This is a genomic window from Candidatus Bealeia paramacronuclearis, assembly GCF_035607555.1.
GTDB lineage: Bacteria > Pseudomonadota > Alphaproteobacteria > UBA9655 > UBA9655 > Bealeia > Bealeia paramacronuclearis.
The window spans coordinates 861,772-880,858 of record NZ_JAVHWZ010000001.1; the positions used below are offsets into that span (position 1 = coordinate 861,772).

The following is a 19,087-nucleotide window of genomic DNA, read 5'->3' on the forward strand; positions in this document are numbered from 1 at the left end:
AAAATCAAAAGATTTAATCCTTTTATAAAACCTCAGTTTTCGGACTGAGGTTTTTTTTTGAATTGTAAATATATTATTAATAATTTTCCTGTTAAAATAGAGAATAGAAAGTATATTAAGGGGGAGGTTGTGATGGATAAGGATCAAGCCCAAGAAATTGTAAGACGTAAGCGAGAGTTTTATGTGAGTCTTACAGTTTATATTATCTTTTCAATTGTAGGAACCATTATATTTTTTCTTTATGATCATGGGATGAGTTTTTGGCCCAAATACATTTATTTTTGGGGGGCTCTTTATATCGTTTATAAGGGGATAAAAACAGGAAGCTTGCCTTTTATCAGTTCAATATTACCTTTTACTTCTCAAAAATGGGAGCAAAAGGAAGTAGATAAACTCACAAAGAAAAATGATTTGGAAGAGAAGAAATAAAATTTAATTCATTGATTTTTCATTTCCCTCAACTTTGATAAGCTCTTCATAAAGCGGGGCCAATGTCCTCACGCTGTAAAACCAAATTCCAAGGAGTATAAAAACAAAAACAGAAGCATAGGGGAGAGTAATTAAAAGACCTGCTGCAAAATAAGCCGTTAGAATGGCATCCGTGCCGGCGCTTCCGCCATTGGCAATATCAAAACTTAAGACATCAACAGCAGCCTTTCCCTTGACTTTCATATCCGTAGGTAGGGGGATGTAAGCCATTTCTTTTGTTGTGTATACGAATGCATAGTATACAAGAGAAATAATAATTGTATTGGCGGTTCCAATGTAAATGATGAGAGATGATAATTGAGAAAACTCTGGAAAATGCCCATTTAATAAAAGAGCACTCAAGAAAACAGTGGCCGAAAGTCCCGTTAATAATGGCGCCATATAAGCTACAAATTTCCATCCAAGTTGAGGGATAAATGTTTTTGAAATGTAAGCAATAATTGCAACGCCTATCCCTTCCCAAATGCGAACTTGAGAGAGAAAATAATTATAATTGTCTGGCGAGGTCTCAATTTTATTCAGTTCTGTTTTCCAGAGTAAAGCTGTGAATTCATAGATCATTTCATTGGAAAGCAGTATTAAAAAAATGCATCTTAAATACTTGGAATTAAAAAGATAATGAAATCCTTGAAATATTGATGTTTTTGATCGATCTTTTGGTGGCGTTTTGTGTTTTAGCATAAAAGGCCGTTCCCACAGAATAATATGAATGCTGACGGCTATGAGAAATGAAACAACGCTTAAAACAGAGACGAGTTGAAAAACGTGAGTCCAAACTTGTCCTTGATCAGAAGGGGAGGCAAGAACCATATTCACGAGTTTTACAACGCCCATACCTGAGGCAATAGAGGCGAGTCCTCCAATGGCAATGAAAACGGGATAAAATCTTTTGGCTTCATGCGTTGTGACAACTTGGTTGGCCAATTGCCAAAATAAAACAGTAAAAGAAGCACCCAACCATAAATCAACAATGAGATAATAAATGCAAATTAACCAATTGCCATAGATCACGATAAACCATTTCCAATGCGGATAGGATTGAATCAGATTTTCAATATATTGGGGAGAGGGTTGATAACGTTCAATTGAAGGGTAAAGAAAAAATGGAAAGAAAAGTAAGAATGCTGAGGTGCTCAGAAAAAAGACGTTAAAGATTGATCTGCGTGAAAACCGATCAATCATCCAAGAAAAAAACATAACAAATAAAATACCGATGGGAAGTGATCCAAAACACCTTAAATAAACGAGTATTGTTGCGCTAGAATTGGGTGCGGTAATCACAAGAGAGTCTCTGAGTCCCGTCAGATTCAAATTTCCAACGGAAATTAAAAATGCTAAAACTGCAAAATAATAAAACTTTTGCCGCTCTTGGCGTTCAATGGGAAAAATATATTTTTGAAAAAAAGAAACGTGCTGATGCGTCATGTAAAGTCTTTATTTTAAATTTTAGGGTCGTTAACAGAATGAAAAAATTAAGCGATGCGTTTTGGTTTTTTCAATTCAGAAGACTCAAAGCCTGTACCCGTCATTTCTTCAGGGTCTCTAAGGACATAGCCACGTCCCCAGACGGTTTCGATATAGTTTTCTCCGTCCAAAGCATCCGTAATTTTTTTTCGAAGCTTACAAATAAAGACATCGATGATTTTTAATTCAGGCTCGTCCATTCCCCCATAAAGGTGATTTAAGAACATTTCTTTGGTGAGTGTTGCGCCTTTGCGTAAAGAAAGAAGTTCAAGGATGGCATATTCTTTTCCGGTAAGTCTGAGGGGGCGTCCATCTATAAAAACGGTATGATCTTGAAGGTTCACGACTAAGCGGCCAGTTCTGACGCTTGATTCAGCGTGACCTTTTGAACGGCGGATAATAGCTTGAACGCGCGCAGTGAGTTCATTTTTATTAAAAGGTTTTGTGAGATAATCATCGGCACCAAATCCCAGGCCTTTGACCTTATCGGAGATCTCATTGAGGCCTGATAGAATCAAGATCGGCGTTGTAATATGGGACGCGCGAAGACGCCTTAAGACCTCATAGCCGTCCATATCCGGAAGCATTAAATCCAGAATAATGATGTCGTAATCATAGAGCTTTCCGATTTCAATACCGTCTTCCCCCAGATCCGTTGTGTCTATAATAAAGCCTTCCGCGCGGAGCGTTAATTCAACACTTTTGGCCGTCGACGAATCATCTTCTACCAGCAGAACGCGCATGATATTTCTCCCTTTTATATAGGCCTTTGACCCTTTTTTATTTATAGTAAACCATATTTTTGCACATTCGTTAAGCAAAAAAATAGGTGAGACGAGATAAGCTGAAATACGCTTTGTTTTGCCTCAAATTTTAAGAAAAATTAATTTTATCATTACAGTTTTAATTTTATAATAAAAATACGATAATTGTATGTTGTGGGTGGTTTTTATGAAAAAGAAATTTCGTCGTTTGAGCTCTTCAATTTTGCTTGCATCCTCAGCTTTTGCCCCATCGGCGGCTGAGGCGAAAATGCCACCTAACGCTTTTAAAGGCATCTCTGAGTTTTTTCTCAAAAAATCTTATGATCCCACTGTGGGAGAAGCCGCCTTGGAAAGTGGCTTTATTGAATCGCTTCGCTTAGATGGTGATTTTGAATATGGTGAAGAGAATGGTGAACGTCGTTTTATTAAAGATAAATCTCAGGATCCGGTCTGGAAGTTTTTGAAAGAATTATTTCCCTCTCCTGCTGGGCATTTGACGATTGAAACAGAAGGGAATAAAAATTTTGCACGTCTACTTAAAACGCCTAAGGGTGTAGCCCTTATGCTAAACTATGTGCATGCATTACGTGCGGAGTCTGAAAAAAATTCAAAGAGCTTTTTAAAAATAAAATCAGACATCCAGGATGCACTTTTCGAAGAGCTCTTTTCAAAGGATGAAAAAGAAAAAAAAGAGAAATTAAAAAATTATATCAAAAGTCTTATTGAATCAAGAAAAACCCTTGAGGAAAATAAATTTGAAAATCAAGAGAAATTGGAGAAAACAAAAAAATTAATAGGACTACTAGAAAAAGCGATTTTAAATACTTTAAAGACGTTTATGTTAGCTGATGATTTTCCGAAAGAGTCCTACGAGCAAATTAACAAATTTTTGGAAGAGGGGAAAGATCTTAATAATATTGAGACTATCATAGAAAAAAACCTATTTAAAAAGCGTTTTGATGCGGCAAAAGAAATTCTCAAATTAATTAATGGAGCTGTTGATGAAGAAAAAAAAGCTTTTTATCCACCACATACAACTGAGCAAATTATCACAGCTTTCTTTTGTGAAAAGTTTAGTGAACAATCAGAGATCTTCGATCTAATCCGAGAGTTAGATAAACAGATTGTAGATAAAAATAAACAAATTCCTTTAAAAGGAGATATTCTCAAAAAAGACGATTTTGAAGAAATTTATAAAAAAAAGACTGTGAAAATAGACGATCTTTTTGATATTTTCGTTGAGCAAACCTTTTTTTCAATGATTCCGTTTAAATCTGGAAGCCATCTTTCCAGTAATGGAAGTACGGAGCGTTATGATCGAAAATCAGATAAGTTATTGCCAAATAAGACATTTCAAGATTGTGCAGAAATTTCAGGCCGTCATATTTTTTCCATGCTTCTTTATGATAGAATTTCGAATTCTTATGATTTGAGTTTTATTGAAAGTTATATGAAAAATAATGAAAGTAGGTATTTCAAAAATTTTAAAGAATTTTTTGAAAAATATAGTCCTGGGAAGGCTAATTCTGGTGCGCGCGATGTGCGTTCTGATTGGAATCGGGTTGTTGGGGATTTGAATGACAAAAATGATTTGTCTATTCAATACCTGTCTGGAAATAATGAGTTAACGCCAGGCTTTGTGAATTTTGTAAATGTATTTTCAAAAGTTTTTAATTTAAAATTGGCTCCGTTTCCTTTTGAAAATCAGCTTTTAGATCAAAAGAAATGGCTGAAAAACTCATTTGTCAAAATCTTTACACTCGTAAATCCCCGTTATGATTATCAATTGGATCTTGATTCTGTGAGGGGTGGTAAAGACAAAAATGGAATGAAAGATTTAGCAGGAAGTCTCAAGATCAAAATCTTGGATAAAGAAAATAAAAAAGAATTATTTTCATTTAAATTTGATGTCTGGGAAGATTTGAAACATGCCTTTGTGCATACCGTGAAGGACAAACTTCAGGAAACATATTTGAAAACTCTAAAGCCTTTGGGAAAAGAGATTAGTGAGGATGTAGATGTCAAAACGGCGCAAGATATCATCCATTTATTGGTCAAAACGAAGGATGTGAGTCATCCTCTCTATACTCTTTTTCAAAGACCTTTAACGGACAATGAATCCAGAGTTGATTTTCTAAAAAACTTTATAACATTGTCTTCAGCAAATGGAGAATTTGTAAAATCTCATCAAAAACGATTAAAAACGATGCTCGGGCATGTGTTAGATGATATTGGATGGGATGATTCGGCGACTGTTAAGATAGCCTCTCCCCATGTTCTTACTCTTGCACAAAATCAATTTTTTCGGGATGTTGTCTTTGAAAAAGTAGGGGCGCTGCAAATTGATAAAAATACAGATCTTCTATTGCAATTCAAAAAAATTCAAAATTTAGCATTGAATAACTCAAAGATTAAGAGCCTTACGTTTCCACAGACATTCAAGAATATGGAGTTTTTATCAGTTCAACAATCAGAAATCACTGATCTTAATTTAGCGGCCGTTGAGAATTTGACAAGGGTGAATATTCAGAACGCACCTTTGCAGTCAATTGTGTTTGGTGAGAAAAATAAATTTGTTGAGTCTTTAGAAATATGTGGAGGAAATATTAAAAATTCACTAGATGTGTTGGATGCCTCTCCTCTTGAAAGTCTGAAAACTCTCAAATTATTTGATAATCCACTTTTGAAATCTTTTATATTTGGTGAGAAAAATAAAAAGCTCGAAGAATTTGAGCTCTGGGATTCCGCCGTAGAGGAAGTGGATTTTTCATCCCTCAAGGGCATTAAAACTATCCATTTGAAGGGTAATAAAAAGTTAAGATCCATTACGTTGGGTGAAGATCATAAAGATTTGGAGGACTTGACTATTTTGGATTCGGCCATTACAAAATTAGATGAGGTTTCGTTCTTTAAATCTCTCGTGGCGTTAAAGGATCTCTCACTTAGAAATGATCAGCTGAAAGAGTTGACATTCAGCAAATCCAATACGGCTCTTTTTGATTTTTCTCTTTCGCAATCATTGATAGAGGAACTTGATGTCTCTCCTCTCACAGGGCTGCAGAAATTCTCTCTCTATAATAATAGTAATTTAAAGACACTTACGTTTGGTCAGAATAGTAAAATTGAAATGTTTAATTGTAATGGTTCAGAAGACCTTCGGTTAATGGGATTATCCCATCTTAAAAACTTGAAAAGTGTTACAATTGGACAGGATATATTTAATGAAAAAGTTGTAAAGGGCATCACATTTGAGGATGAAATGACGATTGGGCACTTGAAACTCAAACTTAAAGGCTTGAAATCAAAATCAACGGGCAAAGATGAGGAAGAACAAACCTGAAGTTTCCGCAGAAAAGTATAGTAAGGCTTAGGGTTTCGGTATGGAGTTTGAAGGGGGACTAAAGTTCTCACCCCAAAACTTTTTGTCTTTTACGGGCAAAAGCTGGGGGGATGCTCAATTGATCTCGATATTTGGCGACGGTTCTGCGGGCGATTTCAATGCCTTCGCCTTCAAGAATTTCCACCAATTTTTCATCTGAAAGAGGTTTTCCTGGGGGTTCGTTCTCCACAAGGTTTTGAATGCGCATACGAACGTGTTCAGATGAAAGGGCATCACCGCCGGCGCTGCTATTAATTCCTGTTGTGAAGAAGAATTTAAACTCAAAAATACCGCGAGGTGTGGCTAAATATTTGTTACTGGTCACGCGGCTGACCGTGCTTTCGTGCATCTCGATGGCGTCGGCGATTTCCTTCATCACAAGGGGTTTTAAATAGCGAATGCCGTATTTAAAAAAATCTTCTTGATGGTGCACGATTTGGGTTGCAACTTTGAGTATGGTTTTGGCGCGCTGATCGATAGCTTTTAAAAGCCAATTTGCGGATTGAAAATGTTGATTTAAATAGGTCTTGGTGTCCTTTTCGGTGCCCCCTAATTTTAATAATGCCGCATACTTTTGATTCATCATGACTTTGGGCAGCGTTTCAGAATTAAGCTCCACATGCCAATTTTGTGATTTCTCATCAAAGCGTACAAAGACATCAGGAATGCGGGTTTGCGGATCCTCAAATTGAAAAGTGGCCCCGGGTTTGGGATTGAGGGCACGAATATCTTGAATAAGACCTTTTAAAGCGTCTTCATCACAATTCAAGAGTTTTTGGAGGTCTTTCAATTGTCCTCGCCCTAAAAGATCGAGATGCTTTAAAAACTGAGCATGAAGGGGAGTGAGTGATTTTTGTTGCTCGAATTGCAGGCGCAAACATTCACTTAAATTGCGGGCCCCAATTCCTGGTGGATCAAAGGATTGAATGAGATCAAGCGCAGATTCGATCTCTTCTTGTAGACAATTCATTTGAAGGGCAATGGCCTCTAAAGAATCCTCCAAATAGCCGGCCTCTGAGATTTTATGGATGAGGAGGGCTCCTAAGAAATGTTCTTGTGGTGTTTTGGCTTCAATACGGAGTTGCTCGAAAAGATAATCCTGAAGACTTTTTTCGCGAATGTCTTCGATGTCGAATTCCTTGCCATCGTCAAAATGATGATCTTGGGTTGCAATGTTATTAAGAGTACTTTTTTCGTCTTGAAAGACGTTGTTCTCGTCGCCATCCAGGCTGTCCCAATGATCTTGCGAATCGTCTAAATTGAGAGTCTCTTCCGACTCATCAATTGGTGTTTGATCTTCTTCCTTGGTGGTCTCATCATGTTCGAGAAGAGGATTTTGAATAAGTTCGTTTTCAAGGAATTGGGAAAGCTCAAGATTAGTCATCTGCAAAAGCTCGATGGCAAGCCGCAGTTGGGGCGTCATTGTAAGTGTTTGCGTCTGGGTTTGATCCAGACGTTGTTGAAGCGGCATGGTTTTCCCTGTTTTTTATTTGTAAGGCGCCGTTACAAGGGAATTGTCGCAAGTTTTGACAAGATTGTCATGCGGATTTTGCGGTGAGCATTTCTTTCAGTGCATTACGATGATCGTCTTGAGAGCTGGGTGCTTGATTCAAAAACCTAACCATATTTTCAACAGTGCATTTTTCTTGTAAAAATTCAGGAATGACTTCTTGATCAAATAAAATATTGACCATACACGCGTATTTGGCTGTGATGAGTCTGCGTGCAATAATCGCTGTAGCTGCACTCATTTGATAGGCGATGGCAAAGGGGGCGCCAGAAAAAAGACCGAGCTCAAGGGCTACGGTTCCTGATGCCGCCAAAGCCTTTGAGGTGGTTGCAAAGGCATCTCGGCGTATATCATCTCCAAGAAAAATATAAGGACGTGCGTCCCAATTTTTTGTCATCTCACGGACCAGAGTTTCGACTTGAGGAACCGTGGGAAGAATGACTTTATACTGAGGATGCGTTTTGAGAAAAACGTCGGAGGCTTTCATAAAAAGAGGCAGAAGTTGGGTGACTTCACTCTTGCGACTTCCTGGTAAAATGGTGAGAAGAGGTGTGCCTTCAGGAATTCCAGATTTTTCATAAAAGCGTGCAGCATGGCCTTCGGGAATTTGGGCCAAAGGATGGCCGAGAAATTTTGTAGGAAGACCATGTTTTTCAAAATAGGGGGGTTCAAAAGGATAAAGGCACCAGAGTTCATCATAAATTTTAGCAATTTTTTTTGCGCGCCCCGGGCGCCAAGCCCAAACAGTGGGAGCCACATAATGAATCAGCTTGGGGGAGTTTTCTGTCCGTGATTTCCGGATCGCTTTGGCCACGCGAAATGAAAAATCAGGAGAGTCGATGGTTACAACCACATCGGGTTTTTCCTTTTGAATTGTTATGATTGTTTGTTTTAAACGTTTAAGCAAATGCGGGAGTTTGGCCAAAATTCCAAAAATCCCCATGATGGAGAGTTCTTCCATGGGGAAAAGACTTTGAAGCCCCTCTTTTTGCATGCGGGGGCCGCCGATGCCGATAAAATCAATTTCGCCTTTGTGTCGAGTTTTCAGATCGTGCATGAGTTGACCTCCCAATTGATCACCTGAGGCCTCTCCTGCAATGAGGAAATAAAAGGGGCGACGCGTGGGGAAGTCTTCCTTCACGATAACAAAACGCCTTCAATAAAAATTCCGGCCTCATCCGCCAATCGAATGGTTTCTTCCCGATGTAGGAGGAGAGAGCGACCGGCTTCAATCACCACGCCTCGAAGTCCTGCTTTGGCCAAATTTTTAATGGTCTCAGGGCCAATAGTTGGAAGATCCGCGCGGTTGTCTTGAGAGGTTTTGGCTATTTTAACCAAAATGCCTTTTTCACCAGGGCGTGCATGCTCACCCGCTCTTTTAATGAGGGCGTCGGTGCCTTCAATGGCCTCAACACCTAAGACGAGGCCTTGTTGAATAACAACAGCTTGCCCCACATCTGCGCTACTTAAGGCTTTTAAAATTTCAAGACCACGGGCAATGTCAGAGCGCGCTATTGCATCAGGAGAAACAGATCCTAATGTGCCAAGTGTTTCTTTAGTCGCCAAAACATCTTGTAAGATCTGATCGGCGCCTACAATTTTAAACCCCTCGGCTTCCATCATTTGGATGAGGAGTTTGAGAAAACTATCGTCGCCTAACGCTTTGGCGCTAAGCTTAGCAAGCCATAAGGCGCCTTTAAGATCAGGTCGAATTTCGCTTAAAGAGGGGCGGGTCATTCCGCCTGCCAGAACAATTTCTTGAACAGCATTCGATTTTAAATATTTGAGGCATTTTCCAACCTCACCAAAATGAACCCAGAGGTGAGGACGTCCTTCGACAAGATCTGACTCAGTTTGCCCTTGAAAGGCCAGAATATAAAGAGGACGAGCTTGTTTTTCACAGGATTTAACAAGAAGTCTTGGCAAATCTCCACTGCCCGCAAAAAGGGCGAGTGGTTTTTTTGAACTATCTTCTGGCACTTGCTGCATTATTCTCAAGTTCCTCAGTTTCATGGAAGTCCCATGTTTCAGAAGGAAGACAGAGAGGTCTGTCGGGTTCCGCATTGATAAAATCAATTAAACGCTTGACGGCCGGGCAGTCGGAATAGGTGTCCTCGATTTTCTTTAAGCGATCTTTGAGGTTTATGGTCTTATCGCTCACGAGTAAGTTGTAAGCATTTCTGAGATTATGCATTTCATTCCGGGAAAAACCGCGACGCTTAATTCCCATAAGGTTGAGGCCCCCCAAACGGGACTTAATGGTCATTACGGCCCCAAAAGGAATTACGTCTTCATTGACACCGGCGGTTCCTGCAATAAAGGCGTGTTCGCCGATGCGGACGAATTGATGAATGGCTGCAAGTCCTCCAATCACCACAAAGTCACCGACTTTGACATGGCCGCCGATGGTGGCGTTATTGGCCATAATGATATTGTTTCCAAGCTCACAATCGTGGGCGACGTGGGTGGACACCATGAAATAGCAATTGTTGCCAATTTTTGTAACCATTCCACCATGCTCTGTTCCTGGATGAATGGTCACATGCTCACGAATAACGTTGTTGGAGCCGATTTCAATGCGGGAAGGTTCACCTTTGTAATTTATATTTTGCGGAGGTTGTCCCAAAACCGCGAATGGAAAAATTTGAGTATTTTCGCCAATGCTGACATGCCCCTCAATTACAACATGAGATCTTAAAACGACATTTTTGCCCAATTGAACATGGGGACCAACAATGGAGTAGGGGCCAATAATAACGCCCTCCCCGAGTTGTGCACTGGGATCAACAAGAGCGGTGGGATGAATTTGAGCAGTCATAAAAAATCTTTCGTTATGTAAAAATGAATTAATTATCGGCGATCATTGCGGTTTCCATGGCTTCGGCCACGAGTTCACCATTAACATAAGCCTCGCATTTAAAGCGCCAGACGGGACCACGTTGTTGGTGTTTTTTCACAGACAGATGAAGAACATCACCAGGCCCCACCATTTTGCGGAATTTTGCTTCATCGATACCCATAAAATAAACAAGCTTTTCTTTATCGTGTGTTCCCAAATAATGCATGACCATAGCAGCTGCAGTTTGTGCCATTGCTTCGATAATGAGAACTCCTGGCATTACTGGTTTTTTGGGGAAATGACCTTGAAAATACCATTCATTAATAGAAACATTTTTGATTCCAACGGCGCTTTCGCCAGGAACGACATCGATAATTTTTTCAATCAAAAGCATCGGAAAACGATGGGGAATGAGACGAATAATCTCATCGTATTCGATTGTAATGGAGTCTGGAGTCATAACCGGTTTCTCATTTGTAAGTGTCGTCATAAAATCATCCTCTCTTGGCTTTTTCCTTTGTCAAGCGCTGTAGAGTTGCGAGTTGGCGATAAAAAGATTTAATAGGCATTGCAGGGGTTCCACCGACAACTTCTCCTGGTTCGATATCGCGCATTACACCACTCTGTGCGGCAATTCGAGCACCTGATCCGATTTTCAAGTGATTGATCATTCCCACTTGCCCACCCATCGCAACAAAATCACCTAATTTTGTACTGCCGGAAATACCCGTTTGCGCCACAATCACGCAACCCTTACCAGTTTGAACATTATGAGCAATTTGAACAAGATTATCAATGCGAGTTCCATAACCAATAACAGTATCATGCCCACTTCCGCGATCAACGGTAGTATTGGCGCCGATTTCAACATGATCTTGAATGATGACGCGTCCGAGTTGAGGGACGGGAACATGACCACCTTTATGACCAGTGTCATCCATAAAGAATCCATATCCTTGTTGGCCTATGCGGGCGCCTGTTTTAATATGGACCCCGCGTCCAATAAGCGCATATTCAATAGAAACATGAGAAGCAATTATAGATCCATCACCAATGGAAACACCGCGCCCAATAAACGTATGCGTACCAATCGTAATTCCATTTCCAAGTTCTACACCCTCTTCAAGAACAGCAAGGGGGGCGATATTACAATTTGAGCCTATCTTGACGGAAGGATGAATAACTGCGGAAGGATGAATTTCAGCTTGAATTGCGGTATTTGGATAAAATGCATTGGCGATTAACGCATATGATCGATAAGGCGCCTCAGATACCAAAAGTGGCATAGAGGGAGGGGCTTCCTCCACATACTCTTCTGCCACAATGCAAGCAGAGGCATTAGTGGTTTTCAAAACACTCACATATTTGGGATTGTTGAGTACAGAAATGGTACCAGATGAAGCGGCATCCATAGGGGCAACGTCCGTAATTGAAAGTGTGACATCCCCGCGATGAATTTCGCATTCACCAATTCTTGCCAAATCTTCAAGTGTGAAGGGGCCCTTATTACTAAAAAATTTTGAATCCGCCATGTATCAATCCGACTACTATGAAAAGGGGACACCCAAAAATTTCAGGTGTCCCTTTATTCATTTTACTTTGTTTGTGATTTGAGTTGTTTTTCGATCTCAGCGGTCGCCATAAATTTGACTTTAACGCTGGGAAGGTCCTTGTTCAATGTGGCCAAAACTTTCTCTGTCACGTCATAACTTGGATCTGCAAGAACGACTTGTTCTTTATAAAGAACAATGTTCGCACCAACGTCTTGCTTCACTTTATCGGAAGACTTCAAGAACGCTTGATAGACATCTTGACGTGCCGTATCAAAAGCTTGCTCGAGTTGAACTTTCAAAACTTCAAGTTTCATTTGAACTTCAGCAACGCGTTTTTCAAAATCCTGACGTTTTTGAGAAAATTCTTTTTCAGGTAAAGTTTTTTGTTGTTTTGCAAGCTCTTGGTCTTTACCACGAAGTTCTGTTTCGTAAGTGCTCATTTCTTTTTGGATTTCAGCGCGGCGTTTTTCGATTTCCGCTTTCACACCTTGTGTCGCTGTGGATTTATCCAAAATGGCCTGAACATCAACAACCGCAATTTTGGGTTGAGGAAGCGCTGCTGGTGTATCTGTTGCAGACAATGAAGACGCAGAAATTAAAACTGCAGAAGTGAGTAAAAGGGATGTTAAAGTTTTCATATTTCGTTCTCCTTTAAAATTGTGTGCCGAAGTTAACTCTGAAAGTTTCAGTATAATCAACACCTTTAACTTTGCGTACGGCTTTTGCAAAGGTAATTCCGATAGGCCCCACAGGGGATTTCCATGTGATCCCAACGCCCGAACCTACACGTGTTTTAGAGTCGTTGCTGACAATCCGTGTGCTTGAGTTTCCTGAATCCCAAAGGCTTCCAATATCAGTAAAGAGCTGACCTTTTACACCAAAATCATTGGGCAAGGGAAGGGGGAAATTCAACTCCACGGTGGCCAGATAATAATACTGTCCGCCAAGAGCATCGCGAGTGATGCGATCACGAGGTCCAATTCCACTATCTGTAAATCCGCGCAGGCTATCGCCACCTAAGGAATAGCGGTCAACAACACGTGTTGTTTTGCCCAAACCATTCATAATTCCGGTTTCAGCTTTTGTCGCCAAAACCCAAGTATTATCATCGTCAATAGGAAGGTAATGTCCAACACTGAAATTATTTTTGATATAGCGCACATTACCACCTGCACCAGCAAAGTCATTGCCGACGGAGGCGTAATATCCAGCCGTTGGATCAATGCGGCTATCGCGTTTATCATAGACTAAGGAATGTCCAAATCCAGATACTAACCAATCTCCACTTTGCGCGGCCACAAAAGGGGAAAGACCTCGCCGGAAGGATCCTAAATGATCTTCCCTAATGAGATAGTTCCAATTTTGCCTTAAGGATTCTGTGATTTCATATCCTGTTTGGAATGAGGATCCGACCGATGACATGCGGTAATCATCAGAGAATGTTTTGCGAGTATCGTATTTGCGTTGGGTGTAGAATACCTCGACACCGCCCAAAAGTCTGCGGTCTAAGAAATAAGGATCGAAGAAAGCGGTTCTTGCATCAACACTTCTTTGGCTGACCATTGTGCGCATATTCCAGATATAACCTTCACCCATGACGTTGCGTTCATTAGCCATAATGGCGCCCAAAGGGCCTTCGCTTGTGGAGTATCCTGCTGCAAATTGAAGCTGACCTGTGGCTTGATCTTCAACGTCTACGTTGATGTCGACTTTATCTGGGGCACCTGCTTCTTGTTCAGAGAGTTCAACTTTTTTGAAATAACCTAAATCTTTAATGCGCTGTTCGCTGCGATTGAGTTTTGTGGCATTGTAAGCGTCGCCTTCTCCCAAACGAAATTCACGACGGACAACGTTGTCGTTTGTTCTATCGTTTCCGCGAATATTGATGCGGTTGATATAAACATGGCGGCCTTCTTTAATCTCGAAGGTCATTTTCACAGTGTGTTTTTCGGCATCTTTCTCAGCCTTAGGTTCAATTTCAATGAAGGTAAATCCTTGATCGCCCACAGCGCGATTTAGGTTTTCGATAGTTTTTTCGACTTCTTTGAGTTTGTACTTATTTCCTTGAGAGAACGTAATTTCAGATTCCAATTGAGATGCATCAAATTTGGCCAGATTATTGATGATTTTTACTTCCCCAAATTCATAAGGTTCACCTTCATCCAAGGTGTAAGTGATATAAAAATCTTGGGAATCTGGATCAAGTTCGGCAACAACAGACACGACCTTAAAATCGGCATATCCATTGTTGAGATAGTATTTTCTCAAAAGCTCTCGATCATAGGCCATGCGATCAGGATCATAAGTATCATCAGACGTAAAGAAGCGGTACCAGCGTGTTTCTTTTGTCATTACAATGGATTCTAGACGTCCCTCGCTGAAGCGTTTGTTCCCCACAAATATAATTCGGTCGATGCGGGTCGGTTTTCCTTCCTCAATTTCAAATACGAGGTCTACGCGGTTTTGATCACGTTCAATAATCTTAGGCTCAATTTTGGCTCCATAGCGACCGCTCAGGCGATAAATATCGCGAATTTTTTGGGCGGCTCCTTGCGCACGACCTGCGGTGTAAACTTCACGAGGGCGGAGTCCGATTTGTCCTACTAGGAGTTCGTCTTTGATCTTATCATTGCCTTCAAATACAATACGATTGATGATTTTATTTTCAACCACTTTAATCAGAAGGGTGTCTCCGGATTCTTCAATAAATACATCTGCAAAAAGTCCAGTTGCGAAAAGATCCTTTAACGCATCTTCAATCTTTTCTTGATCAAAATCATCGCCGATATGAATAGGGACATACGTTAAAATCGTTGGGGTTTCGACCCGGTTATTGCCTTCCACCTTAATGGAATGAATCTTTGCTCCCGAAAGAGAGCTTGTTGAAAGTAATCCCACAAGCGTTGTTGAGAGAAGAAACAGAGACGTTTTTGATTTCAAGACCATTATCAACCTTTTTATTTGAAGAAAATATGATGAATGTCGTTCCAAGTTGCAAAAAGCATTAAGGAGATGAGAAGCGCAAAGCCAAATCGGAAACCCCACTCCTGGGCTTTTTCTGAAACGGGTTTTCCGCGGATGGCCTCGATGGTGTAGAAAAACAAATGTCCTCCATCGAGCATAGGGATTGGGAACAAGTTCAACAATCCCAAATTAATGGAAAGAAGGGCCATAAACCAAATCAAGGAGACCATTCCATTTTGAGCAACTTCTCCCGACATTTGGGCAATCCGTAAAGGGCCTCCCAAACCATCAGCTGATTTCATGCCCATAATAACTTGACCCAAGCCTTTGAGGGTTTGCCAGGTAATGTCGCCGGTTTCTTGAATAGCATATCCGATGGCAGCAATAGGTCCGCGTTGAATAAATTCAGCCTTGTTTCCAATCACGCCCAAAAGCCCCACCTTGTGAATCGTTCCAAAATTGTCTGTGATTTCTGAAAGTTTGGGTGTGATTGCGAGGGTCTGCTGTGCACCATTTCGCTCAAATGTAATTTCAAGAGGATGACCAGGATTATCATGAACAATGGCTTGGAGATCTTCAAAACGGGTGATTTCAGAGGTTCCAATTTTTACAATACGATCGCCGGTTTGAAGTCCTGCATGTGCAGCAGCACTCTCGGGTTGAACGCCTTCGATGACAGGAGATGTAAAGCGTTGTCCAACAGTTACAAACATCATAGCCAAAACGATGACCGCAAAAATATAATTAGCTGCCGGCCCTGCCGCAGAAACTGCAAGGCGGGCGCCTACGGATTTATGATGCAGAGATTTGGCTTTAAGTTCATCGCTGAGGTTTTGGAGTTGTTCGTGATCTGGTGTGCTGGCCGCATCGGCATCGCCCACCATTTTGACGTATCCGCCTAAGGGCACCCAGCTGACTTTCCAGCGTGTTCCCACCTTGTCGGTCCACCCAAAAACTTCAGGTCCAAAACCGATGGAGAAGACGTCAATACCCACGCCATTCCACCGTGCAACTAAGTAGTGGCCAAGTTCATGGACAAAGACAAGCACCGATAAAACAACCAGGAAAGGAATTAAATACCACCCTAAACTTGCAATGACTTCCATGTCGCCCCTCTTATGTGAATTTTTAGACCGCACTATTTGTACCGATCTTATGTCACCCTGACAATGGAGATTTTAATCCTTTTTTAAGTTTTGTCAGAATTTCACATCAGGCGTGGAAAGGGGACGCGTCACTCCTCTAGGGATTTAATGATTTCTTCACACATCTTTTTTGCATCTCCAAAAAGCATCATGGTATTGTCATTATAAAAAAGTGTATTATCGACGCCTGCATAACCAGGGGACATGGAGCGTTTGACGAAAAGAACTGTTCTTGCATTTTCAACGTCTAAAATAGGCATGCCAAAGATGGGGCTTGAAGGATCGGTTTTAGCGGCTGGATTGGTCACGTCATTGGCGCCAATCACAAACGCCACATCAGTTGTTCCAAAATCTCTGTTGATTTCCTCAAGTTCCAAAACGTCTTCATAAGGAACATTAGCTTCGGCTAAAAGTACGTTCATATGACCAGGCATACGACCGGCGACGGGATGAATGGCATAGCGAACGTCAACGCCTTCTGCTTTTAAAATATCTGACATCTCTCGCAGAGCGTGCTGTGCTTGAGCCACCGCCATTCCATAACCAGGAACAATAATAAGAGATTTTGCATTCTTCATAATAAAGGCGGCATCTTCCGAACTTCCAGATTTTACCGGTTTGTCTGTGGTGGCGCCACCGGGGCCCCCGGTTTGGGCTTCAGTGCCAAATCCACCAAGGATAATATTAAAGATACTGCGGTTCATGCCCTTACACATGATATAGCTCAAAATCGCACCCGAGGATCCCACAAGTGCGCCTGTGATAATCAAAAGGCTATTGTTAAGGGTGAATCCAATTCCTGCAGCTGCCCATCCGGAATAGGAATTGAGCATGGAAATGACTACGGGCATATCCGCGCCACCAATGGGTACAATCAAAGTGAGCCCCAACAAAAATGCAAGGAATGTCATAGCCCAAAATGTGGTGTGAGATTCTGTCATAGCAAAGTGAGCAATACCGATGACGAGCAAAATTCCCATGAGAGCATTTAGAAAATGTTGTCCTTTAAAAACGAGGGGATTTCCGCTCACAAGGCCTTGCAATTTCGCAAAAGCCACCACGGATCCTGTAAATGTAATTGCCCCAATTACAACACCTAATCCCATCTCAACTAAGCTGCTGCCATGGATGAAACCTGGTGCGCCAATACCAAAAGCTTGGGGCTCATTTAAAGCCGCAGCGGCGACTGAAACGGCAGATAATCCCACCAAGCTATGGAAGGCCGCAACCAATTGGGGAAGAGCGGTCATTTGAATTTTTTTGGCAATGATTGTTCCAATGACGCCACCTACAATAATGCCGGTGATAATCCAGCCATAGCTTCCCACAATAGGATTCATCAATGTGGTACCGACCGCTAAAATCATTCCCAAAATGCCATAATTGGCACCCTTTTGTGCAGTTTTTGCGGACGAGAGTCCTTGTAGAGATAAAATAAAGAAAACGGATGCGATTAAATAAGATAACGCAGCAAAATTTGCATTCACGGCTCAGTCCTCACTTAGGATTTCTTTTGAAACATTTGAAGCATGCGGCGGGTTACAACGAACCCTCCGAAGATATTAATAGACGCCAAAACCACGGCAATAAAACCGAATATTTGGGCCAAGGGGTCGGTTGCGGATCCCAAGGCCAAAACCGCGCCAACAATAATAACGCTCGAGATCGCATTAGTAACCGACATCAATGGGGAATGAAGGGCAGGAGTCACTTTCCAGACCACATAATAGCCCACAAATACGGCCAAAATGAAGACGGTTAGGCCCATTACAAAGGGAGAAATATCGGTCATTGAAAAGTTCCTTTAGGCTTTAAATTGTGGGTGAATAATGGCGCCGTCTTTGGTGAGGACGCTTGATTGAATGATCTCATCTTCCCAAGGAATGACGAAATCTTGTGAATCCTTGGGCATCATGAGACTTAAGAAACTGAGGACGTTTTTGGCATACATGGCACTTGCATCAGTGGGGATGCGTCCTGGAAGATTGGGGTATCCAATAACCTTGACGCCATGGATTTCTGTGATTTTTCCGATCTCGCTGCCTTCGACATTTCCCCCGCTTTCAACGGCCAAATCAAGAATCACGGATCCCGATCGCATGCTTTGAATCATCTCATTATCAATCAGGCGTGGTGCTGGTTTTCCAGGAATTAACGCTGTTGTAATGACAATATCCGATTTTGCCATTGTTTCTTGAATTTTTTCGCGTTGGCGCGTTTGATAATCGGCGCTCATTTCCTTGGCATATCCACCAGTACCTTCGCCAGTTTCTTCCGAGTCTACGGTCACAAATTTTCCGCCCAAGCTTTCGACTTGTTCTTTGGCTGCCGCTCTCACATCAAAAGCGCTGGGGATTGCACCTAACCTTTTAGCGGTGGCCACTGCTTGAAGTCCTGCAACACCGGCACCCAAAATCAAAACTTTTGCAGGTGCAATGGTACCTGCGGCCGTCATCATCATAGGAAATGCGCGAGGAAGAACGGTGGCCGTTTCAATAACGGCACGATATCCCGCCAAATTCGATTGAGAAGACAAAACGTCCATAACTTGAGCGCGCGTGATTCGAGGCACGAACTCAAGGCCAAAGGCTGAAATTTTTTTCTCAGCATAGGTTTTTAAATGAGATGTATATTTAAAAGGCGACAAAATTCCAATGAGAAGGCTTCCTTCTGGAAGATAAGAAATCTCGTCTTCACCTTCATCTTTGTTCATGGGGGGCTGGACTTTCAGAACCACTTGAGCGCCCTTTAAAGCGGCTTTCATATCTTTGGCAATTGTGGCGCCTGCGGCTTCATAGTGCGCATCGGGAAATGCGGCTTGAAGACCCGCGCCGGATTCCACCACAATCTCATGACCTAAAGCCACAAGCTTTTTTATTGTTTCAGGCGTTGCCGCAACCCGGGATTCATAAGGCCGGCGTTCTTTAAGTACGGAAATTTTCATTCTAATCTTAACCTAATAATGACACTCTATGGCGGG

At 41.5% G+C, this 19,087-nt stretch carries 15 protein-coding genes and 1 pseudogene; 2 read left to right on the forward strand and 14 right to left on the reverse strand.

Going from position 1 to position 19,087, the window contains the following annotated elements:
- The first annotated feature begins 57 nt into the window (after positions 1-57).
- The gene (locus tag Bealeia2_RS04375) at positions 58-429 is read left to right on the forward strand and encodes a 2TM domain-containing protein (RefSeq protein WP_331255891.1); all 372 of its coding nucleotides are present in this window, start codon (positions 58-60) and stop codon (positions 427-429) included.
- 3 nt (positions 430-432) lie between these two features.
- Here Bealeia2_RS04375 and Bealeia2_RS04380 read toward each other — a convergent pair whose 3' ends face one another.
- The gene (locus Bealeia2_RS04380; RefSeq protein ID WP_331255892.1) at positions 433-1,914 is read right to left on the reverse strand and encodes an Npt1/Npt2 family nucleotide transporter; all 1,482 of its coding nucleotides are present in this window, start codon (positions 1,912-1,914) and stop codon (positions 433-435) included.
- A 47-nt stretch (positions 1,915-1,961) separates the two neighbouring features.
- Positions 1,962-2,696: a response regulator transcription factor CtrA gene (gene ctrA / locus Bealeia2_RS04385; protein ID WP_331255893.1), complete on the reverse strand. Its 735-nt coding sequence runs from the start codon at positions 2,694-2,696 to the stop codon at positions 1,962-1,964.
- Positions 2,697-2,904: 208 nt separating this feature from the next.
- On the opposite strand from ctrA, the gene Bealeia2_RS04390 reads away from it, so the two are divergent.
- Positions 2,905-6,057 (forward strand): leucine-rich repeat domain-containing protein, encoded by a 3,153-nt coding sequence (locus Bealeia2_RS04390; protein WP_331255894.1) that lies wholly within the window; start codon positions 2,905-2,907, stop codon positions 6,055-6,057.
- Positions 6,058-6,124: 67 nt separating this feature from the next.
- Here Bealeia2_RS04390 and rpoN read toward each other — a convergent pair whose 3' ends face one another.
- The 12 genes and pseudogenes from rpoN to Bealeia2_RS04450 all read right to left on the reverse strand — a co-directional run bounded on the left by rpoN (position 6,125) and on the right by Bealeia2_RS04450 (position 19,051).
- A complete protein-coding gene (rpoN, locus tag Bealeia2_RS04395; RefSeq protein WP_331255895.1) occupies positions 6,125-7,567 on the reverse strand; it encodes an RNA polymerase factor sigma-54 in 1,443 nt (480 codons plus the stop codon).
- Positions 7,568-7,634: 67 nt separating this feature from the next.
- On the reverse strand, positions 7,635-8,747 hold the full coding sequence (gene lpxB, locus Bealeia2_RS04400) for a lipid-A-disaccharide synthase (RefSeq protein ID WP_331255896.1): 1,113 nt from the start codon (positions 8,745-8,747) through the stop codon (positions 7,635-7,637).
- On the reverse strand, positions 8,744-9,595 hold the full coding sequence (locus Bealeia2_RS04405) for an LpxI family protein (RefSeq protein ID WP_331255897.1): 852 nt from the start codon (positions 9,593-9,595) through the stop codon (positions 8,744-8,746). The genes lpxB and Bealeia2_RS04405 overlap by 4 nt, the downstream gene beginning before the upstream one ends.
- Positions 9,573-10,424 (reverse strand): acyl-ACP--UDP-N-acetylglucosamine O-acyltransferase, encoded by an 852-nt coding sequence (gene lpxA, locus Bealeia2_RS04410; protein WP_331255898.1) that lies wholly within the window; start codon positions 10,422-10,424, stop codon positions 9,573-9,575. The genes Bealeia2_RS04405 and lpxA overlap by 23 nt, the downstream gene beginning before the upstream one ends.
- 28 nt (positions 10,425-10,452) lie before the next feature.
- Positions 10,453-10,935, reverse strand: a complete 483-nt coding sequence (gene fabZ / locus Bealeia2_RS04415; RefSeq protein WP_331255899.1) for a 3-hydroxyacyl-ACP dehydratase FabZ — start codon at positions 10,933-10,935, stop codon at positions 10,453-10,455.
- A gap of 4 nt (positions 10,936-10,939) precedes the next feature.
- Positions 10,940-11,977, reverse strand: a complete 1,038-nt coding sequence (gene lpxD / locus Bealeia2_RS04420) for a UDP-3-O-(3-hydroxymyristoyl)glucosamine N-acyltransferase (protein ID WP_331255900.1) — start codon at positions 11,975-11,977, stop codon at positions 10,940-10,942.
- 62 nt (positions 11,978-12,039) lie between these two features.
- Positions 12,040-12,636: an OmpH/Skp family outer membrane protein gene (locus tag Bealeia2_RS04425; RefSeq protein ID WP_331255901.1), complete on the reverse strand. Its 597-nt coding sequence runs from the start codon at positions 12,634-12,636 to the stop codon at positions 12,040-12,042.
- Positions 12,637-12,649: 13 nt separating this feature from the next.
- On the reverse strand, positions 12,650-14,938 hold the full coding sequence (gene bamA, locus Bealeia2_RS04430; protein WP_331255902.1) for an outer membrane protein assembly factor BamA: 2,289 nt from the start codon (positions 14,936-14,938) through the stop codon (positions 12,650-12,652).
- A gap of 17 nt (positions 14,939-14,955) precedes the next feature.
- Complete coding sequence (gene rseP / locus Bealeia2_RS04435; protein WP_331255903.1) at positions 14,956-16,068, reverse strand: RIP metalloprotease RseP; 1,113 nt, start codon at positions 16,066-16,068, stop codon at positions 14,956-14,958.
- A 128-nt stretch (positions 16,069-16,196) separates the two neighbouring features.
- A complete protein-coding gene (locus Bealeia2_RS04440; RefSeq protein WP_331255904.1) occupies positions 16,197-17,594 on the reverse strand; it encodes an NAD(P)(+) transhydrogenase (Re/Si-specific) subunit beta in 1,398 nt (465 codons plus the stop codon).
- A 14-nt stretch (positions 17,595-17,608) separates the two neighbouring features.
- A pseudogene (locus Bealeia2_RS04445) lies at positions 17,609-17,890 on the reverse strand (proton-translocating transhydrogenase family protein); the annotation flags it as partial.
- A 21-nt stretch (positions 17,891-17,911) separates the two neighbouring features.
- Complete coding sequence (locus tag Bealeia2_RS04450; protein WP_331255906.1) at positions 17,912-19,051, reverse strand: Re/Si-specific NAD(P)(+) transhydrogenase subunit alpha; 1,140 nt, start codon at positions 19,049-19,051, stop codon at positions 17,912-17,914.
- Positions 19,052-19,087: the final 36 nt, after the last annotated feature.